General features: G+C 60.1%; 25 protein-coding genes. 9 read left to right on the top strand and 16 right to left on the bottom strand.

Annotation, left to right across the window (positions count from 1 at the left end; all coding sequences use genetic code 11):
- Positions 1 to 50: 50 nt before the first annotated feature.
- The 10 genes from DCC27_RS11875 to DCC27_RS11830 form a co-directional block, all read right to left on the bottom strand.
- Entirely contained in the window at positions 51 to 500 is a 450-nt protein-coding gene (locus tag DCC27_RS11875) for a type II secretion system F family protein (protein WP_110098010.1), read from the bottom strand.
- Positions 493 to 1,152, bottom strand: a complete 660-nt coding sequence (locus DCC27_RS11870) for a type II secretion system F family protein (protein ID WP_110110228.1) — start codon at positions 1,150 to 1,152, stop codon at positions 493 to 495. Before DCC27_RS11870 ends, DCC27_RS11875 begins: the two co-directional genes overlap by 8 nt.
- On the bottom strand, positions 1,149 to 2,354 hold the full coding sequence (locus DCC27_RS11865) for a CpaF family protein (protein WP_110110227.1): 1,206 nt from the start codon (positions 2,352 to 2,354) through the stop codon (positions 1,149 to 1,151). The genes DCC27_RS11870 and DCC27_RS11865 overlap by 4 nt, the downstream gene beginning before the upstream one ends.
- Positions 2,351 to 3,409 (bottom strand): hypothetical protein, encoded by a 1,059-nt coding sequence (locus DCC27_RS11860; RefSeq protein ID WP_110110226.1) that lies wholly within the window; start codon positions 3,407 to 3,409, stop codon positions 2,351 to 2,353. Before DCC27_RS11860 ends, DCC27_RS11865 begins: the two co-directional genes overlap by 4 nt.
- 117 nt (positions 3,410 to 3,526) lie before the next feature.
- Positions 3,527 to 4,336 carry a CoA pyrophosphatase gene (locus DCC27_RS11855; protein ID WP_246840101.1) on the bottom strand — a complete coding sequence of 270 codons (810 nt, stop codon included), beginning with the start codon at positions 4,334 to 4,336 and terminating at the stop codon, positions 3,527 to 3,529.
- A gap of 53 nt (positions 4,337 to 4,389) precedes the next feature.
- On the bottom strand, positions 4,390 to 5,187 hold the full coding sequence (gene nth, locus DCC27_RS11850) for an endonuclease III (protein ID WP_110098014.1): 798 nt from the start codon (positions 5,185 to 5,187) through the stop codon (positions 4,390 to 4,392).
- The gene (locus DCC27_RS11845) at positions 5,184 to 6,542 is read right to left on the bottom strand and encodes a hypothetical protein (protein WP_110110225.1); all 1,359 of its coding nucleotides are present in this window, start codon (positions 6,540 to 6,542) and stop codon (positions 5,184 to 5,186) included. Before DCC27_RS11845 ends, nth begins: the two co-directional genes overlap by 4 nt.
- A 228-nt stretch (positions 6,543 to 6,770) precedes the next feature.
- Positions 6,771 to 6,932, bottom strand: coding sequence for a methionine/alanine import family NSS transporter small subunit (locus DCC27_RS11840; protein WP_110098016.1), 162 nt, complete (start codon positions 6,930 to 6,932; stop codon positions 6,771 to 6,773).
- Positions 6,929 to 8,539, bottom strand: a complete 1,611-nt coding sequence (locus DCC27_RS11835; RefSeq protein WP_110098017.1) for a sodium-dependent transporter — start codon at positions 8,537 to 8,539, stop codon at positions 6,929 to 6,931. The genes DCC27_RS11840 and DCC27_RS11835 overlap by 4 nt, the downstream gene beginning before the upstream one ends.
- 156 nt (positions 8,540 to 8,695) lie before the next feature.
- On the bottom strand, positions 8,696 to 9,877 hold the full coding sequence (locus DCC27_RS11830; RefSeq protein WP_110098018.1) for a MarP family serine protease: 1,182 nt from the start codon (positions 9,875 to 9,877) through the stop codon (positions 8,696 to 8,698).
- 359 nt (positions 9,878 to 10,236) lie between these two features.
- Between DCC27_RS11830 and DCC27_RS11825 the strand changes: the two genes are divergently transcribed.
- Complete coding sequence (locus DCC27_RS11825; RefSeq protein WP_110098019.1) at positions 10,237 to 10,914, top strand: Crp/Fnr family transcriptional regulator; 678 nt, start codon at positions 10,237 to 10,239, stop codon at positions 10,912 to 10,914.
- 100 nt (positions 10,915 to 11,014) lie between these two features.
- On the opposite strand, the gene DCC27_RS11820 is transcribed toward DCC27_RS11825, so the two are convergent.
- Together DCC27_RS11820 and DCC27_RS11815 are read right to left on the bottom strand one after the other, a co-directional pair.
- Complete coding sequence (locus DCC27_RS11820; protein ID WP_110110224.1) at positions 11,015 to 11,479, bottom strand: RidA family protein; 465 nt, start codon at positions 11,477 to 11,479, stop codon at positions 11,015 to 11,017.
- Positions 11,480 to 11,538: 59 nt separating this feature from the next.
- On the bottom strand, positions 11,539 to 11,739 hold the full coding sequence (locus tag DCC27_RS11815) for a hypothetical protein (RefSeq protein ID WP_110098021.1): 201 nt from the start codon (positions 11,737 to 11,739) through the stop codon (positions 11,539 to 11,541).
- Positions 11,740 to 11,897: 158 nt separating this feature from the next.
- Between DCC27_RS11815 and DCC27_RS11810 the strand changes: the two genes are divergently transcribed.
- Positions 11,898 to 14,090, top strand: a complete 2,193-nt coding sequence (locus DCC27_RS11810) for a transglycosylase domain-containing protein (protein ID WP_110110223.1) — start codon at positions 11,898 to 11,900, stop codon at positions 14,088 to 14,090.
- 18 nt (positions 14,091 to 14,108) lie between these two features.
- On the top strand, positions 14,109 to 15,077 hold the full coding sequence (locus DCC27_RS11805; RefSeq protein WP_341849282.1) for a metallophosphoesterase: 969 nt from the start codon (positions 14,109 to 14,111) through the stop codon (positions 15,075 to 15,077).
- On the opposite strand, the gene DCC27_RS11800 is transcribed toward DCC27_RS11805, so the two are convergent.
- Positions 15,055 to 15,990 (bottom strand): phosphoribosylaminoimidazolesuccinocarboxamide synthase, encoded by a 936-nt coding sequence (locus DCC27_RS11800; RefSeq protein ID WP_110110222.1) that lies wholly within the window; start codon positions 15,988 to 15,990, stop codon positions 15,055 to 15,057. The genes DCC27_RS11805 and DCC27_RS11800 overlap by 23 nt on opposite strands.
- 68 nt (positions 15,991 to 16,058) lie before the next feature.
- Positions 16,059 to 17,345 carry a phosphoribosylamine--glycine ligase gene (purD, locus tag DCC27_RS11795; RefSeq protein WP_110100697.1) on the bottom strand — a complete coding sequence of 429 codons (1,287 nt, stop codon included), beginning with the start codon at positions 17,343 to 17,345 and terminating at the stop codon, positions 16,059 to 16,061.
- Between the two features lie 147 nt (positions 17,346 to 17,492).
- On the opposite strand from purD, the gene DCC27_RS11790 reads away from it, so the two are divergent.
- The 5 genes from DCC27_RS11790 (at position 17,493) to purM (ending at position 21,037) form a co-directional block, all read left to right on the top strand.
- On the top strand, positions 17,493 to 17,822 hold the full coding sequence (locus DCC27_RS11790) for a hypothetical protein (RefSeq protein ID WP_110100698.1): 330 nt from the start codon (positions 17,493 to 17,495) through the stop codon (positions 17,820 to 17,822).
- Positions 17,819 to 18,877: an asparaginase gene (locus DCC27_RS11785; protein WP_110098025.1), complete on the top strand. Its 1,059-nt coding sequence runs from the start codon at positions 17,819 to 17,821 to the stop codon at positions 18,875 to 18,877. The genes DCC27_RS11790 and DCC27_RS11785 overlap by 4 nt, the downstream gene beginning before the upstream one ends.
- On the top strand, positions 18,877 to 19,281 hold the full coding sequence (locus DCC27_RS11780; protein WP_110100699.1) for a sterol carrier family protein: 405 nt from the start codon (positions 18,877 to 18,879) through the stop codon (positions 19,279 to 19,281). Before DCC27_RS11785 ends, DCC27_RS11780 begins: the two co-directional genes overlap by 1 nt.
- A 110-nt stretch (positions 19,282 to 19,391) precedes the next feature.
- The gene (locus DCC27_RS11775) at positions 19,392 to 19,850 is read left to right on the top strand and encodes a hypothetical protein (protein ID WP_110110221.1); all 459 of its coding nucleotides are present in this window, start codon (positions 19,392 to 19,394) and stop codon (positions 19,848 to 19,850) included.
- A gap of 26 nt (positions 19,851 to 19,876) precedes the next feature.
- Positions 19,877 to 21,037, top strand: a complete 1,161-nt coding sequence (purM, locus tag DCC27_RS11770) for a phosphoribosylformylglycinamidine cyclo-ligase (RefSeq protein WP_246840100.1) — start codon at positions 19,877 to 19,879, stop codon at positions 21,035 to 21,037.
- Here purM and DCC27_RS11765 read toward each other — a convergent pair.
- The gene (locus DCC27_RS11765; protein ID WP_110100701.1) at positions 21,034 to 22,032 is read right to left on the bottom strand and encodes a Sir2 family NAD-dependent protein deacetylase; all 999 of its coding nucleotides are present in this window, start codon (positions 22,030 to 22,032) and stop codon (positions 21,034 to 21,036) included. The two genes, purM and DCC27_RS11765, sit on opposite strands and share 4 nt — an antisense overlap.
- Before the next feature lie 54 nt (positions 22,033 to 22,086).
- Entirely contained in the window at positions 22,087 to 22,311 is a 225-nt protein-coding gene (locus DCC27_RS11760; protein WP_110098030.1) for a DUF3073 domain-containing protein, read from the bottom strand.
- 264 nt (positions 22,312 to 22,575) lie between these two features.
- Here DCC27_RS11760 and DCC27_RS11755 point away from each other — a divergent pair, with 264 nt between their 5' ends.
- On the top strand, positions 22,576 to 23,337 hold the full coding sequence (locus tag DCC27_RS11755) for a septum formation family protein (protein WP_110098031.1): 762 nt from the start codon (positions 22,576 to 22,578) through the stop codon (positions 23,335 to 23,337).
- The last annotated feature ends 123 nt before the right edge of the window (positions 23,338 to 23,460 follow it).

Here is a 23,460-nt window from a genome sequence, read left to right as displayed (position 1 = left end):
TCTGTTGTATGGGATGTTGTGATGTTGTTTGACGGACAGGGACTATTCAGTTATAGGTTCATCACGTCGGGAAACAGGGTGATCACCAGTGGCATCACGCCCAGGCAGATAAAGCTGGGAAGCAGACAAACGCCCATGGGCACCACGAGTTTGATGCCCAGCTCGGCTGCGCGTTTCTCGGCGGCTCGTTGTCGGTGTCGACGCAGGCTGGAGGCCGCCCCGCGAATCACGGTGGCGCTCGGGACGGCGGCTGTAAACGGGAAATACAGGTGTTCGGCCAGGGTCTGGTACTCAGTGATACCGGCGACCGGTTCCCAGGCTTGTTGCCAACTGAATCCGTGATGGAGCCGGAGCCCGACCTCGGAGAGCTCGCGGGCTTGGGGAAAACGCGTACCGATGTGCTGCAGACCGCTCGCCAGACCGATGCCGGAGGACAACAACGCAGCTAACAGGTCCATGGCTAGAGCGGGGTCCAGGTAATCGCGAGACCTTTCAGACATTCTGGGCCTCTTTCACCAGCCGTTGGCTCCACCACCGACCTAGCGTGGCCAGCCCTACGCCAGTGGCCAACAGCACCCACCCAATCGGTTCGAGTAACAGGTGAAAGACGGTGACCCCGATCATCGCGGACAGGGCCATGCCCGCTACGGGAAGCCACGCCAAAAGTGTGGCTGTCGAACGTGGCCCGGCGGCCGCGGTTTGCCGAGCTTGGTGGACATCTTCTCCGGCTTCAAGAGCGTCGGCAAGTCGGCTGAGCAGTGTGGAGAGTTTCATTCCGGTATCTCTGGCGAGTTCGAGGCTGCCACTGATCTGTTGCCAATAGTGTGGTTCTCCTGGACCGGTGACGTGTTGTAGTGGGGTTTCGGCGAGGACTTCCAATCCCTGCTGGGCTGCCAAGGTATGGTGCAGACAACATCCCGGGTCGGTATCGTCGGTAGCTACGGAGCGTGGGCACGCCGGGTAACCTAGGGCTAGTTCGCTCCAGACACGTTGGGGGTCGCGTCCGGCATCCAGCAACGCGGCGGCTTGGCGGAGCATCTCGATAATTTCGGACAGTTCTCCTGGTTCGGCTAGGCCCAGCAATGGGCCGAGCGGGGTAGTGGCGAGGAGGTTTTTGCTACGGTGGGCGAGCGTGGTTGGTGTTCGGCTCATCGGGGCAGCCCCTTCCATTCTGGTTTGGTGCCCAGTTGTTCGACGACGGCCAGGCCCGGGCCTTCATACAGCGTGCTACCGCGTTGCGTCAGAGCCGGTAGTACCGTCAAGGCTTGACCGGCTCGTTCTTCCGGCGCCAGCACGGCTAATTCGGCGGGGTGCCGGCCATATTCGTCTCGGCAGATATGCATCAGCACGTCGACGCCTGACCGGGCTTGCAGGGTGAGGACCTCTGGGGAAAGCCCGGCTAAACCGCCCATCGCGTGGAGGCGGGCTGGGACATCGGCCGTAGAGTTGGCGTGCAGGGTTCCCATCGCGCCTTGATGCCCGGTATTCATCGCCGTAAGGAATTCGGCGATTTCGGCTCCGCGGCACTCTCCGACGATCAACCGATCGGGTCGCATACGCAACGACTGTCGGATCAGCTCCCGCGTTTCGATGGCGCCGGCCCCTTCAATATTGGCTTCCCGGGTGCGCAGGTTGACCACATGTGGGTGGTCAATACGTAGTTCAGGGGTGTCCTCAATAGTGATGATGCGTTCGTGGTCGTCCACCGTGGAGAGCAGGCTGGAGGCTAGCGTCGTTTTGCCCGAGCCGGTGGCTCCGGAAATCAGGACATTTGCGCGACATTGGACAAGAAATTCACACACGCGTAACCAGTACTCGCGGTGCGGCCACTGCTGACTGAGCTGCTCAAGTCGCGGGGTGACCGGATGGGGCAAGCGAATACTGAGCTGAGGGTGCTCCACCACCGGTGGGATCAGTGCGTGAATGCGAGCCCCAGCCAGAAACACGTCACCGAAGGGCTGGCCCTCATCCAGGCGTCGTCCGCCTTGAGAAAGTAGCCTCCGGGCCAGGTTCATGACCTCTGCCCGGGGCAGTCGGTGCTCAGTGGGTTCGACCCCATGCCCGCAGTCAAGCCAGACGTGCCCCTCTCCGGTCACCATGATGTCGGAGACGCCTTCCTGGCGGAGATAGTCGGCCAGCGGCCCGAGTCCTTGCAGGTCGTCGAGCAGCCGGGTCATCAAATGCCGGGCGTGTGTCGGTCCCAACGAATCGACATGTCGGCCAATGGCTTCGGCGGTGTGCTCCTCCTGGGATTGTTCCCCGGCGCCGGCCAGGCGTGAAGCCAGCCAGAGTTTTGCCTGAGCCCACCGGTCAGTCGCTGGAGCCGGAGGCAGGTCAGGGACGAAATGTCTCATCGAGGCCACCTCCGGTGGCCAAACAGGGTGGTGTAGAGGCGTCGGTCGCTTCGTTGCGGTGTGATGTCCAGATTGCGGGGACGGCACCCCCAACTGAGCGGGAGGAAGATGGCCGGAGGGTCTGTCGAGGGTAGCGAGGTAGTCAGCAGGCGCAGTACCCGGTGACGCATACGTGGCACCACCCCTGCCGGGCCCGGGAAGCGCACCACGATGTCGGGATTCAGCCCGGCGGGAGAGACGCCGGTGGTGGCGAGAGTAACCAGGGTGGCGCCACGGGACTGCAACTCGGTTGCTCGATTGGCGTCGAACCCAACATCGGTGACCGTGGTGATACCCATGCGGGCGGTTGCCTCAAGAACCTGAACCACATCGTGCTGATCTGGCATGGCCCCCACGACAGAGTCCGTGTCATCGGGGACCTCGAAGCCCAGGAAGGCCAGCGGTGTGTCCCGATGTCGCGAGCTGAGCCCGGTAAAACATCGTTCTCCTACTGCCAGCCCGTCCTGCACGGTAGCCCAGCACACCCAGCCCCGCCGTGAGGGGTGATGCAACCGGGGCACGAGCGCGCGCGAACAGGCGGCCTGAGGGTCGGCGTCGACCAACAGTGTGGGAGCGCCGTAGCGGGTCACCCGAGCAAGGTTCCATCCGGCCCAGGGTGTTGCCGGGGCGGTGGTGGTCCGCACCAGTACCACCTGGTCTGGGTGCTTGGCGCGAGCACCTGGCGGGTGACCGGGGTCGGCGGGGTCGTGGTGTAAATGCTCGAGTAGCGCCTCGGTATCGTCGGGTAGCCTCCAGCTGAATGGACCAATACTCACCCTGCGGTGATGACCTGAGTTCAGCCGGATTTGGAGCTGGCGTGGTTGCATCTGTCGCGCCGAGGACGGCTGGGGTGCTGTGGCCGTGTCACCGGATAGAATCTCAATACCCAGGCTGGCTAATAACCCCAGCAGGTAGCGGTAGGTCTGTTGCTGTTCGACACTGAGCCTGCTCGGGCGGTCTATCGTCGCTGTTGCGATAGCGCGCTGGTGATGCGGACGTTTCGGGAGTGCTCTCATGCCCTCTACTGTGCCTGGCACAGCCAGGCCCGTCCCAGCAGGTGCCCGCGACTGTGGAACAGGATCGTCGCTCGCCGTCCAACTGTGGACGGGCGGGTCGCGCTGTGACGGCCCCAGCTAGTCAGACAGGTGCTCGTGGCAGGCAAAAATTTTCGGGGCGGGTTGCGTCGCGTCCCACCCGGTGACGTCTACGCACTGGGCCCGATCCCAAGGATGCGTCCATCCCAGAAGATCCAGAATGCGGTCGATGAGCAAGGCGGTAAACCCCCACACCAGCGTGTCGGCCACGAGGAATCCGGGCATGACCGGGCGGAGAAGTTCTCCGGTCTCCGGTGCGGTCATCAGCACCGAGACTCGGTGATCGGGGTCGATCAGATCGGCGACGGGGACGCGAAAGACGCGGGTCGCTTCATGATCGTCGACCACGTCAACACTGCCGGGGGTGGACCACCATCCGATGACTGGGGTGACCGAAAAATTGGTCACGGGCAGTCCCACGGTGGGTAGTTGTCCCAACACGGTGACGGAGGATGGATCGAGGCCGGTTTCCTCGCTAGCTTCCCGCAATGCACAGGCGGTGTCATCGGCATCGGCAGGATCGCGCTGACCACCCGGGAAGGAAATCTGGCCGGGGTGTTTGCGTAAGGTCACGGCGCGTTGGGTGAGCAAGACATCCAGTGAACTAGGCACCGTCTCGCTCCGATAGTCGGCCGGCACGTCGTCGAGGGCGCCGAAGAGAATCAGCACCGCCGACGGTGTGGCGTTCTCGGTGGTCATGCGGGGAAATCGGAAACCCCGTGGATCGAGTTCCTTAGTGGGCGTGCTAAATCCGCACTCGGGAAGCTCCGCGTTGAGCGTGCCGTAGCGACTGACCAGGTCCACCAAATCTTGTTGGACGGTCTCCAGGGTGGTCTTCTCGGGCTGCACGGGCTGGGTCGCCTCCTGAGGTGCGGGTGGTGCAGACTGTCATCGTGGCGGAGTTAGGCCTGTAGCGAGTACCCCTCGGCACGGAGCTGGCGACGGGTTGCTCCTTCGAGCATGCGCTGATGGAGTTCTTCGCGCCCAGGTGCTAACTCATACTTCAACAGCCTACTGGCACTGTAGGGGTCCAACGGGCCGATCCCGGCCGAAGGGCACCAGCGGGCGACCGGGCAGGCCCCGCAGGCCGGTTTTCGCGCGTGACAGATGCGCCGGCCCAAAAAAATCAGCCGGTGGGAGAGCATGATCCAGTCGCGGGGTTCGAACAGCTCTGCCACCGCGGTTTCCACAGCGACGGGGTCTTCAGCGGTGGTCCAGCCTAGACGGCGGGACACTCGACCAAAGTGGGTATCGACGGTCAGACCGGGTTTGCCAAAAGCGTTGCCTAACACAACGAAGGCGGTTTTCCGTCCCACCCCGGGCAGGCTAGTCAGATCCTTGAGATTGTCCGGGACCGATCCGGCGAACTTCTCCACCAGCGCTTGGGAGAGTTTCATAATCGAGCTCGTCTTGGACCGATAAAAACCGGTCGGCCGGATCAACTCTTGGACTTCGCGTTCATCGGCCATAGCGAGCGCTTCGGCATCCGGGAATCGGGCGAAAAGGTCCGGGGTAACGGAATTGACCCGCACATCGGTGGTTTGGGCTGACAGGACGGTGGCCACCAGCAACTCAAAGGGATTGTCAAAATCCAGTTCCGCGACCGCATAAGGGAAGAACTCCGCCAGCACCCGATTGATTTTCCGAGCGCGACGCTTTCGAGCTAGTGGTGTTTCATCCTCGGGATCACGAGCGGTCACTGTTGCGGTGCCCGTTCAATCCCCTCGAGCTCACGCAACAGACCACGCTGTCCATCGTAGGATTGCACGAGGAATTCGTGTCCACGGTCTTCCAAGGCCAGAATCCACTGGCCCGGTTCCAGCGCGAATGCCGGTTCGCCCCGCTCAGTCACGGCCCGGCGGGGCGTGTAGACCGCAAACCAGAACGGCTGGGCGGTGTCGGCGGGAGTCAATCCGCCCGCAGTAGGTGCTGAGTCGGCCCCGACTGTCGAGGACCGACCACCGGTTTCCACCTGCGCATCGGCCACTGGGTCGACACCGACTGCTGGCTCGTGGGTTTCGGCAGACGTTTCAGGACGTTTCCAGCTCTGGTCAGGTTCGGTCTCGTCGTGGGATTCGGTGGAGGCATCCTGGCCAGGGTGTGCCGGTGTTACGGGCTCGGCTTCAGTCGGAGCGGGTTGGCCTCCGGGCTGTTCGCCGTGCTGTTCAGTCGAAGGCTGGGCAGCCCGACGGCCGGACGGCTTGTCTTCCTCCTGGTGAACCTGCTGCGGGGCCTGAGTCTGGTTCTGCTGTGCAGACGCGGCGGCGACAAAGGGGTCTACCGGTTCGGGTTGTTGCTGAGACGGTGCCCCCGGTGTGACCTGGTCGGGGCCACCCTGTTGGAATTGCTGATAGCCGGTCTGCTGAGACGCTACCGGCTGACCGAAGTCCTGGTAGGCGACGGGCTGTTGTGCTCGGACAGGCTGGGCTGACCCCATGTAAGCATGGCGCTGGTACGGTGGCGTTGCTGGCTGTACTCCTGCAGGCTGTGCGCTAGCGGAGCCGTTGAATAGCTGTGACCAGGTGACGAACAACACCAAGGCTGTTGCCACCAAGAACAGCAAGATTGTCATCAACGCTTCAGACGCCCAGTAGAAGTAGTCGAAAGCAATGAAGTTCAAGAGCGCGTAAACGCCAATGGCCCAGGAAATGGCTTGCACCAGGTGTTTGGAGGTGAACGACCCCAACATGGGACGAGATCCGTCCAATCCCTTGGCCCTGAGCACCAGGACCATCACCACGATTCCACCACCGATGTTCAGAACAAGGTTGAGCAAAAACTCCGTATTCCAGAGGATATTGAAGCTCGCCGCCTGATCACCGATGTATCCACGTGTTTGGTTGTAATACGTAATGTCGTTGATCATCGCCCACAGACCGGCACCAGCTACCAGGGCGGCGGCTGCCGTGATCATCACGGCCACGACCGGCATGGAGGAGCCGCCTTGCAGATTCTGCACGCCCGGACGAGGCGCCGAGTACTGTTGCGAAGCACCAGCACCGGGTTGCTGCTGATGTGGATATCCCTGCGGTGGCTGGTAATTCTGATTCGACACGGTAACCCTTCTTAACATCTCAGGTCTCTCGGGTCTCAGGTTTGCTCCTGAAGATCTTCTCCCAGTGAACCACATCTGTCGAGAATGCGGGATATCTTTTGGGTAAAAATCTGCTCCTCATCTGCTTTTAACTGCTGAACCCGCTGAACCACCGGTCCTGGGTAACTCTCAGAACCGGTGGTTCAGCGGGTTCAGGCCGCAACAGATGGGGATGCGACAACCTGCGCGTCAGCTCTGGTTGATCTGCTGGGCGAGGGGAACAGCTCCGTCGGCGCCGAGCTCTCCCGAGGTCTCATCCGGGTTGCCTCGCAGGTGGACGATCGCCACGGCCAGGCCACCCCATACGGCCCCGAGGCAGATGATCATCATCACAATTGCTATGGTGCTCACTGGTTGACCTCCTGAGTAGTGACCGGTTGGTCTGCGTGCCGGGGTGTGTTCTTGATGTCGAAATCTTGCTCGTGCTGATCGTCTTGCATCCCGGAGTTTTTCGCCCAGGGGATCAGTGCGACCACGACGGCCAGCACCACCAGTAGCGCTGACATGCCCCATCCGAAAGTGCCGACATACCAGGAGGGCATTCCCCCATAGCCTTCATTGACGACCTGCAGAATGTACTGGACTAGCGTAATACCCAGCACGACTGGCATAACCACGGAGATCAAGATCTTGTAGATCCAGCCCAGGCGGAAGGAAGACACCGAGTTCAGGTGCCCGACAAGTTCGTTGAGTCGGAACAGCACCCAGGAGACCACGAAGACCGCCACCAGGCTGACCCCGACAATACCGATGTTGTTCACAAAGGCGTCGGTGACGTCAAGGAGGTGGACTCCGGAGGTGGTGCTGAAGGCCAGGAGCGAGACCACGGCGGAGAGCCCACCAGCAATAGCCACCACCCGTGCGCGGGACCAACCAGTTTTGTCCATAATGCCGGAGATCACCACTTCGGTAATCGAGATCAGCGAGGTGATTCCCGCAAACAGCAGCGACCCGAAGAACAGGACGCCGATAATCGGGCCCAGCCCCAAGGGGGCTTCGGAAATGATGGCGGGGAACGCCACGAAAGCCAGACCAATGCCGGAACTAGCGACCTCGTCGACCCGAAGCCCAGATGCCTGGGCCATAAAGCCCAGTACCGAGAAGACGCCGATGCCGGCAAGCAACTCGAAACCGGAGTTGGAGAATCCAACAACGAGACCTGATCCGGTCAGGTTAGAGCGTCGCTTCAGGTAGGAAGCGTAAGTCAGCATGATGCCGAAGCCGACCGAAAGGGAGAAGAAGATCTGACCGTAGGCGGCCACCCACACTTCTGGTCTTGTCAGTGCCGACCAATCCGGTGTGAACAGCGCATCCAAACCGGTGGCTGCGCCCGGCAGGCTCAAACCAATGCCGACCAAGATCACGAACATGATCACCAGCAGAGGCATACCGATCGTGGCAGCAACTCCGATGCCTTTGCCCACCCCGCGTGCGAGGATGATCAGCACCAGGATCCACAGAGCTAGTAGCGGGAAGAAGACTCCTGGAACGATCTGGAAGCTCACTTCGGCTTGTTCTGTGGCTTGCAGGTACTCCGCGAAGAAGAAGCCTTCTGGGTCATCTCCCCAGGCTTCGGTCACCGAAAACCAAATATAGGAAGTGGCCCAGGCCAGGATGGCGGCATAGAACAGTCCGAGCACGGCACAGATCATCACCTGCCACCAGCCGATGGCTTCAGTCCACCGGTTGAGCCGACGGAAGGCCAGTGGTGGGGATCCTTTAAAGCGGTGTCCAATGGCGTAGTCAAAGAACAACAGCGGAATACCTGCGGTCAGTAGCGCCACCATGTACGGCAGGATGAATGCGCCACCACCATTTTCGTAGGCGACATAGGGAAAGCGCCAAATATTTCCGAGTCCCACGGCAGATCCGATTGCCGCCAACAGGAAGACCCAGCGGGTACTGAATTGTTCGCGTTGCTGTCTCCCCGCGGTGAGTGATTCTTGTGTCAGGGCCATGCCCAACTCCTTTATCTTCAGGGCCTACCAGCGTGATGAGTGTGATAGTGATCACAAGAGTATGACGAAACATGAAATTTCACAAGAGCAACGCGCCGAAAACCATGCCTCGCACGGAAACAGCAGGCATGCAACCGTTAGTTCATCGGTGATGAATTAATCAGCCAAACACTGCCCCGTTGATACCGGTTCGGTGTAGCTCTGCGCTGAAATCAGCACCGACCCAGCTTCCTCGGCAGTGATTGCGTAGCCGACCTGGGCATCGGGAGCTTTGGCGAAGATGACGCCGGCAACCTGGCCGGCGTCATCGACGAGTGGGCCGCCCGAGTTCCCCTCACGGATATCGGAGGCCAACTGATAAATGCCGGTCAAATGCGGATCTTGACCATAGATGTTATTCAGCGTGGCCGGACCTTCAGCTTGCACTTTGCCAGTCGTAATGCGGTATGGACCACCGGCGGGAAACCCGAGAGCGTAGGCATCATCATCGATGCTTAATCCACGACCGACCTCCAACGTTGGAAGATCGGCGTCGGGAATCTGGAGAATCGCAAGATCGGTCTCCGGGTCGAAGTAGACCACCGAAGCACGATAGACGTTTCCGTCGAGATCTTCGACGGTCGGTCCCTCAACTCCGGCAACAACGTGAGCGTTGGTCACCACTCGTTGCGGCTCCACGGCGAATCCTGAACCGGTTTGGTTCTGACCGCATTCAAATGCAGTTCCGGTGATACGGACCGTAGCCTGTCCGGCCTGTTGCACGGCATCATTGGGAGGGCGGACAGCATTGTCCTCCACCGGGCCTTGCGACTGGAGCATCGGCCCCAACTCGGGAATCACCCCTGAATCCAAGAAATCGGTCCACAATGAAGCCACGAAGGTCCGTCCAGACTCAGGAGTCAATTTGGTGACGAAAGCGATGACCCGGGATTCCTTAATGGTCTGCGTTAGTTGTGGCATACCCATCGATGACAAAGAGAAGGCCAATAGGGCAATCAACACCGAGGCGATGGCGGTATTGACAATTCCTCCAAGCACCTTGTCCACACGTCGGGCAATCGGAGCGTTAACCCGTAGTCGTACGGCTCGACCAACGGCCACTCCAATGGCCATCCCGATGCCGACGAGGACAACTGCGCACACCACCATAGCCACGATGCGCCACATCGGAGAATCCACGAAACGGTTGACTTCGGGCATCAAAAAGAAGGCAGCAATGGTGCCGAGAACGAATCCCAGCATCCGTCCGGCCGACACCCAGAGACCCTGTCGAATGCCATTGATGAACACGATGACCAGTACGACAAGAAGAACCCAATCCAGCCAGGTTAAGAACACTACGCTGCGCCACCCCTCTCTCCGTGCTACGCGTCCCGACGCGCATCCGGTGGCGTCTTCTAAACCGTCGCGTATCCCGCAGTGTCTCCACCCTAAACCCTACGACTGGAAAAATGCCGTGAAGACTTGCATTGTCCAGCGTTGTAACCATCTCTCGGTGGAACGGTTGACGACCACATTGATCGCTCACAGACGAATACCAGCAGATCATCCGGCAATTTCTACTGCCTGTAGAATAATTATGTGAGTAACTGCACTCGAGGTATTCACAGTGTGATCCCGATGATGCAGAATTAACAACGAGCTTACGCCGAAAAACGTTTACCCGGCCGTTTTGGCCAGTTAGGAAGATCTCGCATATGGATTTGGATGTTCTGCGCAATGCTCCGCTTTTTACCCATCTTGACGATGAAGTCTTTGATGCGTTGACTGCAGAGCTGACCGAAGTTGAATTGTCTCGCGGGGCGTCTGCTTTCCACGAAGGCGACGATGGTGATCAGCTCTACGTCATTATTTCCGGCAAGATCAAACTTGGTCGCGCCGCTGCGGATGGACGTGAAAACCTGCTTGCCATCCTCGGTCCCGGCGAGGTCTTCGGCGAGATGGCCCTTTTCCAGCCCGCCCCACGCACCGCAACCGCCACTGCTGTGTCCGCAACCCGTTTGGCCGGTCTGCGTCACGAAAACCTTCGCAAGGTCATCTACTCCTCCCCGGAGGTCTCCATGCAGTTGCTGGGCGCCTTGGCTAAGCGCCTGACGCGCACCAACGAGTCGATGGCTGACCTGGTGTTCTCCGATGTGCCAGGTCGCGTTGCCAAGGCCATCCTGGATTTGGCCGACCGTTTCGGTCGCACCGCCTCCGACGGCCTGCTCGTTGCTCACGATCTAACTCAGGAAGAGCTGGCCCAGTTGGTCGGTGCTTCCCGCGAGACGGTGAACAAGGCTTTGGCCGAATTCGTCCAGCGTGGCTGGTTGCGCTTGGAAAACCGAGCCGTGGTCATTCTGGACCTGCAACGACTACGACAGCGCGCACGTTAACCAGAGAATTCTTCTTCTCTTCGTCTCTTCCTCATGGGTGGAGCCGGAACACCTAGCATGTTCCGGCTCCACCCATGTCTTGTGTAGGACTGTGCGCTGATTAGTCCTGAACCTTGACGGTGATTTCGACCTCGACGGGGGCGTTCATGGGAAGAACAGTCACCCCGACGGCAGCACGAGCATGGGAACCAGCCGCACCGAAAGCCTGGCCCAGCAGTTCTGAGGCGCCGTTGATGACTTGCGGTTGCCCGTAAAAATCCGGGGCCGAAGCGACGAAACCAGTCACCTTGACCACCTGAGCAACATGATCGAGGTCGTCGACCAGGTTTTTCACGGCAGCCATAGCGTTCAACACACACAGCTGTGCCAACTTTTGGCCTTCCTCGACACTGACATCAGCTCCCAGTTTTCCGGTGGCAGCCAGCTCGCCGTTCTGCAGGGGCAACTGACCAGAAGTGTAGATCAACTGACCTTCACGTAAAGCGGGCACGTAGGCAGCCAGCGGGGTGGCAACCTCGGGAAGGGTGAATCCAGCGTCCTGGAGACGGTCTTCAACTGCGGACATAAATCCTCCTCGGTATCGTTCAACATCTCAGGGGTAGAGCACGGCCACGATCTGGGTGACTAGCGTTTGGGACGCTTGAGATAAGCCACCGGAGCGTTACCATCTGGTCCCGGCAATACCGTGACGAGTTCCCATCCGTCATCGCCCCACTGATCCAGGATCTGTTTGGTGGCGTGAATAATCAACGGTAGCGTGGCGTATTCCCAGCGAGTTGGTTCCGGAGCCGACGCGGGTTCTGGTGTTTTTTGGGTTTCGGTCATCTCCCCAGGCTATAATTGAAAGGCCGTCAAGAATAGACATGACGCTCGCACTGTTTGCACCACACCCGGACACAAAACGCGAAACCGGTGGGGATTGTCACGCCTCCACCCCGGTGGCCCCGGGTCAGTAGATCACCTGACGTAGATAGAATTGCACCATGGCCAAAAAATTTGCAATGTTCGACATGGCGACCACTATGGGTAAGATTTTTGCCTTCTTCGGCGTCTCTGCTCTCTGCGGGGGGCTGGCAGCGGGACTGGCATTACCCTTGGGAATGGTTACCGGCGCTGCCGCAACGACCGGCACAGAACTGCTGGATGAGCTTCCTGCTGAACTACAGGAAGAGCCCATGTCGGTTCCCTCTCGGATCGTTGACAAGGACGGTACCGAATTGGCCACGTTTTATGCGGAAAACCGCGAACCGGTGTCCTTGGATGAGATATCTGAAGAAATGCAGCAGGCCATTATCGCCATTGAGGATGAGCGCTTCTACGAGCACTCTGGTGTGGACCCTCAGGGTCTGGCACGCGCGGTGGTCAATAATGCCACCTCCGATACCCGTCAGGGTGCTTCAACCTTGACCCAGCAGTACGTCAACAACGTGCTGGTGAACTACCAGAACCTCAACGGCCTGCGCACCACAGTGTCGGGCACCAAGACACCGGCCGATAAATTGCGTGAAATGAAGCTGGCTGTAGCGCTAGAGAAGAAGATGTCTAAAGAGCAGATCCTCGAGGGCTACCTCAACATTGTGTTGTTCTCCGGGCGGACCTATGGCGTTGAAGCTGCAGCCAACCACTTCTTCAATAAGTCTGCCTCAGAGTTGGACCTGTCGGACGCGGCGATTTTGGCCGGTATGGTGCAATCACCCAATGCGTTGAACCCCGAAACCAATCCGGAGGCCACACAGAACCGTCGCAACGTTGTCCTGCAATCAATGGAGAATGCAGGATTCATTACCACGGCAGAGAAAGAGGAAGCTCAGGCCCAAGATCTCGGGTTGGATATCACTCCAAAGAACTCCGGCTGCATCGCAGCGCAACACAATTCGGGTTACTTTTGCGACTACGTGCACCGCCAGATCCTCAACGATCCAGCGTTCGGCCCGGACCCGGAGTCGCGTCAGCAATTGCTGGACCGCGGTGGCCTGACCATCAAGACCACGCTTGATGCGAAAATGCAGAAGGCAGCTGCCGAAGAAGCGAATAAGGCCGTCCCTCGCGAAGAGACTCAGGGCTTCGGCTCCTCCATTGTGACTGTTGAGCAGGACACCGGAAATATCCGGGCCATGGCTCAGAACACTGTTTATAGCCCCGAGGATGGAGCCGGTAACACGCAGATCAACTATTCTGTCGACCACGCCGACGGTGGTGGCCAGGGATTCCAGGCCGGTTCGACTCTGAAGCCGTTTGTGTCACTGGCCTGGCTCGGTGCCGGTCACTCCATGTCCGACACGGTCAACGCCTCCCGCGATGACTACACGGGAGCGAAATTCCCCGCTTACTGCCTCGACGGAGGCAAAGCCCAGATCGGAACAGACGGCTGGAACATCAATAACACCATTGGCAACATGAAGAAACCGATGCCGATGAACTACGGTCTGTACTGGTCGATTAACACCGCAACCGTCGGTGCCGCCTTCGCCACCGATCTGTGCTCCATTACCGATATCACCGATGCTGCCGGTGTTCACGGCGCAGTGAGTGAAGAAGGTTTGGACCCGCAACACCCGTCGTTCTTGTTGGGTGCGCAAGAAGTCTCCCCGCTGACGATGGCCTCGGCCTTCTCAACCATGGGCTCCTACGGTAACTACTGTGAAGCGCGTGCCCTGACCGAGGTCACCGATGCCGCCGGCAACGAGTATGAAGTGCCACCGGTGCAGTGTAACGAGAATGTGCTGAATGAGGACCACATCGTCCAGCTGAATTCCACGCTGAAACCCATCGCTAAGGACCGTATCGCCGAAGGCAATATTGACTTTGACATTGCTGGCAAGACCGGTACAAACAACAACGAATCCTCCACGTGGTTCGTCGGCTACACCGAAGGCCTCACGACCGCCGCTTGGGTGGGTAACTACCAGTCGGTGGCCAAAACGTTGAAGGGTAACACCATCGGTGGCACCTACTACGAAGACGTGTGGGGCTCGCTGATCGCCGGTCCGATGTGGATCGACTACATGAAACAGGTCGCCGAGGACTACCCGCATGGAGAAATCCGTGATGATGGGTCGCCGAGCCCGCGAAGCATTTCCTCAGCCAAAAAGGGTGGTTCAAACTCCTCCGATGACGACGAGAACAACGAGTCCTCGGACGACCCTTCAGCAGAGTCCGCAGAGTCTTCGAACTAAGACCCTGGGGTGGTAGAGGTGATCACATCCGCCACGCTGTGGCGCCGGTTCGCCGGTGCCACAGCCGTTACGGCCGTCGCGGGTGTTGCGAGCCTGGTATACGGCGCGTGTCTGGAGGCCCGCTGGTTTAAAATCCGTCACGAACAGGTGCCGGTCTTGCCCGCTGGTCGTCCTCGGTTGCGGGTATTACATATTGCCGATCTGCACATGGTCCCATCCAACCGTGCCAAGATCGACTTCACCCGCTCGCTGGCTGAACTAGAGCCCGATCTGGTGGTCAATATCGGTGACAATCTCGGTCACCGTGACGGTCTGAAACCGGTGCTTGATGCACTGGGTCCGCTCTTAGATCTCCCCGGAGTTTTTGTTCCCGGTTCCAACGACTATTTCGCTCCTCAGCCAGCGAATCCGCTGAAGTATTTCCGTGGGCCCTCTAGCCAGCACGGATCCGCAGCACGTTTAGCGGACCGCGAGGTCCTGCCCTACCGGGAGCTTTTTAGCGAATTTGAGCACCGGGGCTGGGTGAACCTCACTAACGCACATCACGATCTGCACCTCGCCCGTCATCGCCTCGCGGTGGCCGGCACCGATGACCCCCACCTCGACCGTGACCGCTGGCCCGGGTTTGGTTCTCAGGCGAGAACAGCAGATCTCACCCTCGGGGTCACTCATGCCCCCTATACCCGGGTACTCGATACCATGGCCGCCGACGGCGCGCAACTGATTCTGGCCGGACACACCCACGGGGGACAAATTGCTCTACCCGTGGTGGGACCGCTGGTGACTAACTGTGATTTACCACCCCGGCAAGCCGCAGGCCTGTTCGGATGGCCTGATCTCGTGCCAGGGCGGAACGCACCCGTCGAATCTGCTACGACCATCGTCAATATTTCCGCCGGTATCGGGGCGGCCCCCAAAGTTCCGGTCCGTTTTGCCTGCCGCCCCGAAGCGGTGGTGCTGGATCTTATCCCTGCGGTGTCGCGCTGAATTCTTCCCCGGTGATCCGACGGTAGGCTTCCAGGTACCGCTGACGAGTTTTCTCCACGATATGCTCAGGCAATGCGGGAGGCCGTTGCCCAGAGGCCGGGTCCCAGCCGGACTCTTCGGAACTGAGCCAGTCACGGACAAACTGCTTGTCAAAGGAGAGCTGGGGGCGTCCTGGTTCGTAATCTCCGGCGTCCCAGAACCGTGAGGAGTCCGGGGTAAGCACCTCATCACCTAAGGTGATCAATCCGGTGGAGACATCAATACCGAATTCGACCTTCGTATCGGCCAGGATGATCCCGGCGTTGCGAGCAATCTCCTCGGCCTGACGGTAGAGCTGCAGGGTCATCTCCTGCAAGCGGGCGGCCCGTAGCAAACCGACGCGTTCACTCAGCTGCTCGAAGGTGATGTTTTCATCGTGCTCGCCCACCGCTGCCTTGGCGGAAGGGGTGAAAAGAGGTGGGTCTAGACGAGAGCCATCCACCAGCCCATCGGGTAGTGGGATACCGGTGACGGCACCGGAAGCTTGATATTCCTTCAGCCCGGAGCCGGTCAGATAGCCTCGGGCAATGCATTCGACCGGTAGCATCTGCAAACGCTTGACGATCATGGCGCGTCCGGCGACTTGCTCCGGGACGTCCACAGAGATCACATGATGCGGAATCGGATCCAGGTCTTCGGCTGGCTGGGCGAGCTGCTGGAACCACCACAACGACAGTTGGGTGAGGATTTTGCCCTTATCGGGGATACCGGGGCTGAGGATGTGGTCGAAGGCCGAAACCCGGTCGGTAGCGACCACCAGCAGGCGATCTGATTCACCGCTGGGCTGATCGCTGGGCTCGTAGAGGTTACGGACTTTGCCGGAATAGATGTGGCGCCAGCCAGCAAGTTCAAGGACGTCGTGAGAGGTCATCATCTAACTTTCATCGCGGACGGATTGACGGTTCACGTGGACAACAGTAGCCCGGGCGGGCACGGCGTTAGTTAGGGAAGCTGAATCTCGCCAGCCACGGCACGGCGGGCGATATCGGTGCGGTACTGGCCGTCTTCAAGGTGAATTAGCTCCAGGCCCTGATAGGCCCGTTGCCGTGCCTGCACGAGCGTCTCACCTTGACCGACAACAGCCAACACTCGTCCACCGGCGGAGAGATACTCACCGCTGTCGTTGGCGGCTGTCCCGGCGTGGAAGACGGCTACCTTCTCCAGAGCCTCAGCATCCGCAATGCCGGTCATCACCGCACCGGTGCGAGTGGTTCCCGGGTATCCCGGGGAGGCCAGCACCACTGCAACGGCGGAGGAATCAGTAAACCGCGGAGTCAGCTCCGGACGCTCGGCCAGTTCCGAGCGTGCCGCGGCGAGTAACAGCTGTCCCAGCGGTGTGGTCAATCGAGACAATACCGGCTGGGTTTCGGGATCACCGAAGCGAGCATTGAACTCAATCACCCGGATCCCCCGGGTGGTCACAGCCAGTCCACAGTAGAGCACACCCAAAAACGGGGTGCCACGCTGGTCCATCTCAGCCAGCACCGGCCGGGCAACCTGGTCCAGCACCTGCTCGGTGAAGTTCTCCGGCAGCCAGTCCAACGGAGTGTAGGCCCCCATTCCCCCGGTATTGGGGCCCTGGTCGTCGTCATGGATGCGTTTGAAGTCTTGAGCCGGACTGAGCGCAACTGCCCCGTCCGGGGTACCGTCGGCGATCACGAATACCGAAACTTCGGGCCCGTCGAGAAATTCTTCGACCACCACGGTGGAGCCGGAGGCGAAACAGGATTCTGCGTGAGCCAGAGCAGCCGCGAGATCCTCGGTCACCACCACGCCTTTACCAGCGGCCAGCCCGTCATCCTTGATCACGTAGGGGGCACCGAACTCGACACAGGCGGCCCGGACTTGCTCGGCGGTTTTCGCGTGCACCGAGGCAGCGGTGGGCACTCCGGCAACGGTCATGACTTGCTTGGCGAAGACCTTGGAGGATTCCAGTTGCGCAGCGGCGGCGCTGGGGCCGAAGACCGGGATGTGCACAGCTCGCAGAGCATCGGAAACCCCGGCTGCCAGAGGCGCTTCGGGGCCAATGACGACCAGGTCCGAGCCGAGCCGTTGCGCCAGTGCCACGACCTCTTCGGGGTCATTGGCGTCAATCTGGTGCACGGGGACCTCGGCCGCAATCCCGGCATTACCGGGAGCAGCATCAACCTGGGTGACGTCGGGGTCTGCCAACAGGGTACGGACCAACGCATGTTCACGCCCGCCGGGGCCTAGCACAAGAATTTTCACAGTTCCCAGGGTAGTCGTTTCCCTCCCCTGCCGTCGCGGTGCAATGACTGCGACGGGCAGACCGGGAGAAATCCACCGAGAAAAGCCCGCCAGAGTAGCTGCCAAGAATTCGCCCCGCGACGGCAGTATGGCTTTAGACTGGAAGGCATGGCAGATCAGCACGATCCCCACCACGAGCCCTCCAATGACCGCTCACGCCGGCCCGGAGACGAGCCCCGATCAAAAAGCTGGGTGCAACACCGCGCCGATTTATTCAACCAGCTCGCCCCCGGTGAATCGATGTTGCCGGACTGGGCAGCGTCCCTGTTCGTGTGGGTCATGGGTGCCCTAGCCGGTTCGATCGTCCCGTGGTTTTTATTCCGGTTGTTTACTGGCGCCCAACGTGGCGATATGACGCAAGCGACAATCAGCATCGTGTGTGGGCTGATTATTGGCACCGTAGCGCTGATCCTCTTCCGCAAAAGCAGGGCACGATGAGTTCCCGGACCTCGAACTACTCAAAACCGTTAGCCGGTACTGCGCTGGGCTCGGATTCCGTGGAGCTGGCCCAGCTGATTCGCAACGACTTTATTGAGACCCGATTTATCGGCTCCGCGGTGGTCGTCGATCGCACCGGGGCTATCCAGGCCAAGCTGGGTGATCCGGCGGCATTGATCTACCCGCGTTCGGCACTGAAACCGTTTCAGGCCTTGGCCAGTCTGCGCCACGGGGCAACGCTGGATACCGAACAGTTAGCCCTGGCAACTGGATCGCATACCGGTACGGAATACCACCAGCGACTGGCAGCGTCGATGCTGTCCGACTACGAGCTAGACAGTTCCGCACTACAGTGCCCACCGTCGTGGCCGTCTTCCCCGAAAGAAGTCGCCCGCATGGCAGCCGCTCAAGCACCAGTGCACTTGAATCCGCGACGGATTGCTCACCCGTGTTCGGGAAAGCACGCCGCATTCCTCGCGGCCAGCGTCGCCGCCGGTGACCCGGTGAAATCCTATTGCGAGCCGGGACATCCGATACAACACGAAGTGGACCGGGTGCTGGAAGAATACTTGCAAACCACCATCGCACGGCACGGCGCCGATGGGTGTGGCGCTCCGGCGGCTATCACCTCACTGACGGCCCTGGCCCGTGGGTATTCGCAGTTGGCAGCCTCGGTGCATGACCGGACGGCGGAATGGACGGCAGTGATGGTGGCCCGCTCAATGTTGGAGGCCCCTGATGCAGTGCAGTCCCCCACCGGGTTCGACTCGGTGGTGCTCAAAGAACTCCAGGTGTTGTGTAAGACCGGGTCCGAAGGGGTCGTGGCCATGGCCAGTGGCGACGGCACCGCGGTAGCGGTGAAGATGCTGTCCGGTTCCTCCCGGGCAGCCCATACCGTCGCGGCCGTGTTGCTAGCCCAGTTCAGCGACCCGCGACCGGACGTCTCCGCACTGACACAGGTGTTAGAGACGGTCTCTCCCCAGATCACCTCTGCCGGCCGCCAAGTCGGTCGCACCCGACTCTCCGATGAAGTCCTGAGGGTGATCGGTTCCTGATGGCACGTCGCAAAATTGATCTTCACCAGGGGCGAGCAGCCGTCGATGAGCTATTTAGCCATGCCGACTACGCCAGCCTCCCCCGTGCGGTACAAGCCACGGCCATCCGGTTCAGCCTCGAGGAGTTGGCCGATCGTGCCCCGGGAAAAACCGTAGAGGTCAGAGTCCCGCCGTTTGGGGTCACCCAGTGCATCGACGGCCCCGAGCACACACGGGGCACTCCCCCGAACGTGATCGAAACCAATCCTGAGACCTGGATGGAGCTCATCACCGGGGAAATCGACTGGGACCAAGCGGTGGCCTCGGGCCGGCTGCAGGCCTCCGGTTCACGAGCCGACCTCACTGATTGGTTGCCACTATTTCACCCGCCCCGCACTGCGCCATCGTCGGAAGACCGCACCTAGTCAGAACTGTTGACCGCCTTGTCCTATCGCGCTGTGTGCCACCTCGATCCTGACTGTTGCCGGCTACACACGAACCGGCGCAGAGGTTTTTCTCGCTAAACTGGGTCCCGATGTCCTCACCAGTTTCTCCACAATCCGCGCCGGATCCTGACCAGCCCGACGGATCCCCACAACCCGAGCAGGAAACCGTCGTGTTTCGTCGGGCACCCAAGATCGCCCCATTTCTCGTCGGCGGAGCGTTGCTGGGAGTCCTGGTTGCTTTGGTGATGGTCGGGATCCAAGGCACCAGCGAGGATTACACGCTGATGGCCACCCTCGGGTTCTTCGCGGTGCTGTTCGCCGTTCCCGGTGTTGCTCTCGGTGGCCTGTTGTGGCTGGTCTTGGATCGCCAATCGAAAAAACATACCCGCACCTACTATTCGCGTCCTGTCGATGATCCCCGCCAAGCTGATTATGCGGTCACCGATGACGAGTGGTCGGCATGGCGCTCCCAAACTGCCCGGCGGTTAGCCGACGAACAATTTCAAGCCCGCAGACAGGCACGCAAAAACCAGAAGAAATCCAGCTGATTAGCTCACCGGGAAGGGAAGAACTCGTGACCAGCCCAGATGATCAACACATCACCTACGCAGGCGCAGGTGTCGATGTCGAAGCCGGTGATGTTGCCGTGGCTTTGATGAAGGATGCCGTCAAAGCCACCCACGGTGAGCACGTTCTTGGCGGTTTCGGTGGCTTCGCTGGAATGTGGGATGCCTCGGTGCTGACCAGCTATTCGCGTCCGGTGCTGACCACCTCCACCGACGGGGTCGGCACCAAGGTTGCCATTGCCCAGGCGCTGGACATCCACGACACCATCGGCCAAGATCTGGTAGGAATGGTCGTTGATGACATTGTGGTGGTCGGGGCCAAGCCACTGTTCATGACCGACTACATTGCCACCGGTAAGGTCATCCCAGAGCGTATCGCCGATATTGTCCGGGGCATCGCCACCGGTTGTTCACTGGCCGAAACTGCACTGATCGGTGGTGAAACCGCAGAGCACCCCGGACTACTCGCGGAGAATGAATATGATGTGGCCGGAGCTGTGACCGGAGTGGTCGAGTCTGACCACATCCTCGGGCCAGAGAAGGTCACCTCCTCGGATGCCATCATTGCCATGGCCTCCTCGGGTATTCACTCCAACGGCTACTCTTTGGTGCGCCGGATTGTCAGCGCTCAGGGGTGGGATTATCACCAGCACCTGCCCGAATTTGGTCGGACCCTAGGTGAAGAGCTTCTCGAGCCCACCAGAATCTATGCTTCGGTCTGTGCCGGACTGGTCGATCACCTCAATGGTGAAGCTCACCGCGCCGGAAAGCCAGCACCGTTGCACGGCTTCTCGCATGTCACCGGGGGCGGGCTAGCCGCAAACCTCGCACGTGTGTTACCTGCTGGGCTGATGGCGATCGTGGACCGCGGAACCTGGTCCATTCCCCCGGTGTTCTCGGTGCTCACCGAGGCCGGCGGTGTGCCCCAGGCCGATGCAGAACGGACCCTAAACCTGGGGGTGGGCATGGTAGCCGTGGTTGAGGCGGATCACGTCGAAAAGGCACTAGCATATCTACGCGACCACGAGGTGCCATCCTGGCAGATCGGTACTGTCGATACGCTCGACCAACAACTCATCGACAACACTGTCGCCGAAGACGTCGTGCAGGGTGCAAAGGGTGTTGACGGTGGCACGGTCGTGTTGCAGGGTACCTACGCCGTCGCTTAGGGGAACTCTTTTTTCACCTGGTCATCCAGCCACTGTAAGGCCTGGGAGGTATCGGCCCGCCACCGGAAGGTCGCCCGGGCATCGGCTCGGGAAGGGCCGGCGTTGATAACCCCCACCGGTTGGTGGCGGTGGACCATATCGAGCACCATTCGGTAGCCCGACATGACCGCCACGGAGGATCCCACCACCAACAGCGCTCCGGAGCCAGCCAACAGCTCGTTGACGCGATGCTTACGCTCAGCCGGAACGGCTTCACCGAAATAGACCACCGAGGGCTTCAACGCGGTGGAATCGCATCGCAAACAACCAACCATCTGGAACTCGTTGATCCACCGCAACTCTAGGCGTGCGTCGCCATCCGGGTTGATGTCTTCTGTGCCGGTATCGGCTCGTTGCAGAAAACCTGGATTCGCCTCTTCCAGGCGACGGTCCAAGCTCGCTCGTGATTCCACGGCCCCGCAGCTCAGGCACTGGATCTCACTCATATCACCGTGCAGAGCAACCACGGTGGAGTAATCATCGCCGAGTTCTTGAGCGGCTCGCTGATGGAGCCCGTCGACGTTCTGAGTCACGATGCCGGAAATGATGCCAGCTTGAGCCCATTGGGCCAAGACCTGATGTCCAGGGTTGGGTTGGGCATACTCCAGGTGACGCCACCCCACGAACGATCGAGCCCAATACCGGTGGCGGGCAACGGGGTCGAATCGGAACTCCTGATAGGTCATCGGGCGGTGGTGGCGCAACGAACCGTTGGGCCCCCGATAGTCGGGGATGCCAGAACCGGTCGAAATCCCGGCTCCGGTCAGCACCGCTGGGCGCAAACGGAGGAGTTGCCCGATTCCTGCTGAGGCCACCCGGTCATTTTGTAGCGGTCGGGAATCGTCGACGACGCGAGCGATGGAACGCAGGGCCGCTTGGTGGGTTGCGTAGGCCGGATGATCAACAGAGATCGCCTCATCAACGTAAGGAACCGATCGGTCTGATGAAGAGTTCATCGGATCCGATCGGTTATCAAGCGCGCTGGGCGTGGAACACCGACGCCACACAAACTACCGAGGTGACGAGTGCCCGTAGTCATCCTCGTCGTGATCGTCTTCGTCCTCGTAGACGTTGTACTTATCCGCGTAGTCAGCGTATTCGTCGCTAACCGTGGGTTCGTCATGTTTCTTCCCAGAGAGTTCTCGCTCCAGTGCTGCGAGATCGGTTGCCGGGGAAAAATACTTGATATCCCGAGCCTGACGTGCTGCTTTTGCCTTTTGACGGCCGCGCCCCATGAGCGTGACCCCCTTCGCGGTCTCTTAGCCCTCCAATGGGCACAACATAAGGCTCATGCTGGTGCCGGAGGTCATGTGTTCAAACTGGTTCGTGCTCACCAGTTTAACATGTTTTCAGGTGTTGTGCCGCCACCTATCGTGGTGCTCAACCGATAGCGAAGCATTGGCAGTAGACTGTCACATGTGTCAATTACGTCACGCTAAACTACTCATCCACCGCTGAGCACTGCCGTCTTCGGTTTTGACGAAAGGACTGGATAACCCATGACAGAGCCGGTCAACGAGGAACCGTCCCGCCGGGGTAGCAGAGCAGTGCCGTCCGAGACCAGTTCTGAACGCTCGCCTCGGTCACAGCGTCCCTCGCGTCGTGAGATGCGTCGGCGTCGTCAAAGCCGTCGCCGATGGATTCTCACCGGCGTGATCGTGCTGGTCATTCTCCTCATCGGTATCGGGGCCAGCTGGTTGATCCGATCCGGTGTCTTCGACGGAGATGACTCTCCGGAAGCCTCCGAGGACGTCTCCCGCAACCCCTCCCCTGGCTTGGATGGTGTTGTTGCCACCGAGGTGTGGCCCGAAGACCTGGAGCCCGGAGATTGTTTGACGGACTTTACCGATACTGAGTCTGTCTCGACGATCGTGGACTGCGACTACGCTCACGACGCACAGCTGGTGGGACGTCAGATTCTGTCCGAAGCGGAGACCTATCCCGGTGCGGATCAGATGCGCACCCGTGCCGACGAATTCTGCGCGGCTATTGAGCTGACCGGTTCTACCGATGCCAGCGTCGTCACCCGAGTCTCCAGCCCCTCGGAGGCGTCCTGGAATGAGACCGGTGACCGCCGAATTGACTGCTTCGTCGAAGCTGAAGAATCTGGGACTCTGACAAATTCCTTGATCGGCCAGCCGGTGTTGGATGTCGCCGAGGATCAGAACCTCTCCGAGCAGCCCTCCCGCGACAGCAACGACGCAGAAACTACCAGCGAAGAAACCAGCGCTGCCACCCAGGAGGAAACCTCTGAGGGCTAATCTCTGTAGCCTCCTGGGCACCGTAGCCTCAGCGACGCAAACGGCCAGCTACCCTGCTTGGTACAGGCTAGCTGGCCGTTGTCGCTGGTCTCTGCGGTGGTTGCTGAGCACCGCAGAGACCAG

It is taken from the genome of Auritidibacter sp. NML130574, from assembly GCF_003185725.2.
In the GTDB taxonomy this organism is placed as follows: domain Bacteria; phylum Actinomycetota; class Actinomycetes; order Actinomycetales; family Micrococcaceae; genus Auritidibacter; species Auritidibacter ignavus.
The sequence above is the reverse complement of the archived record's forward strand: the minus strand, read 5'-3'. Positions and strand labels throughout refer to the sequence as shown.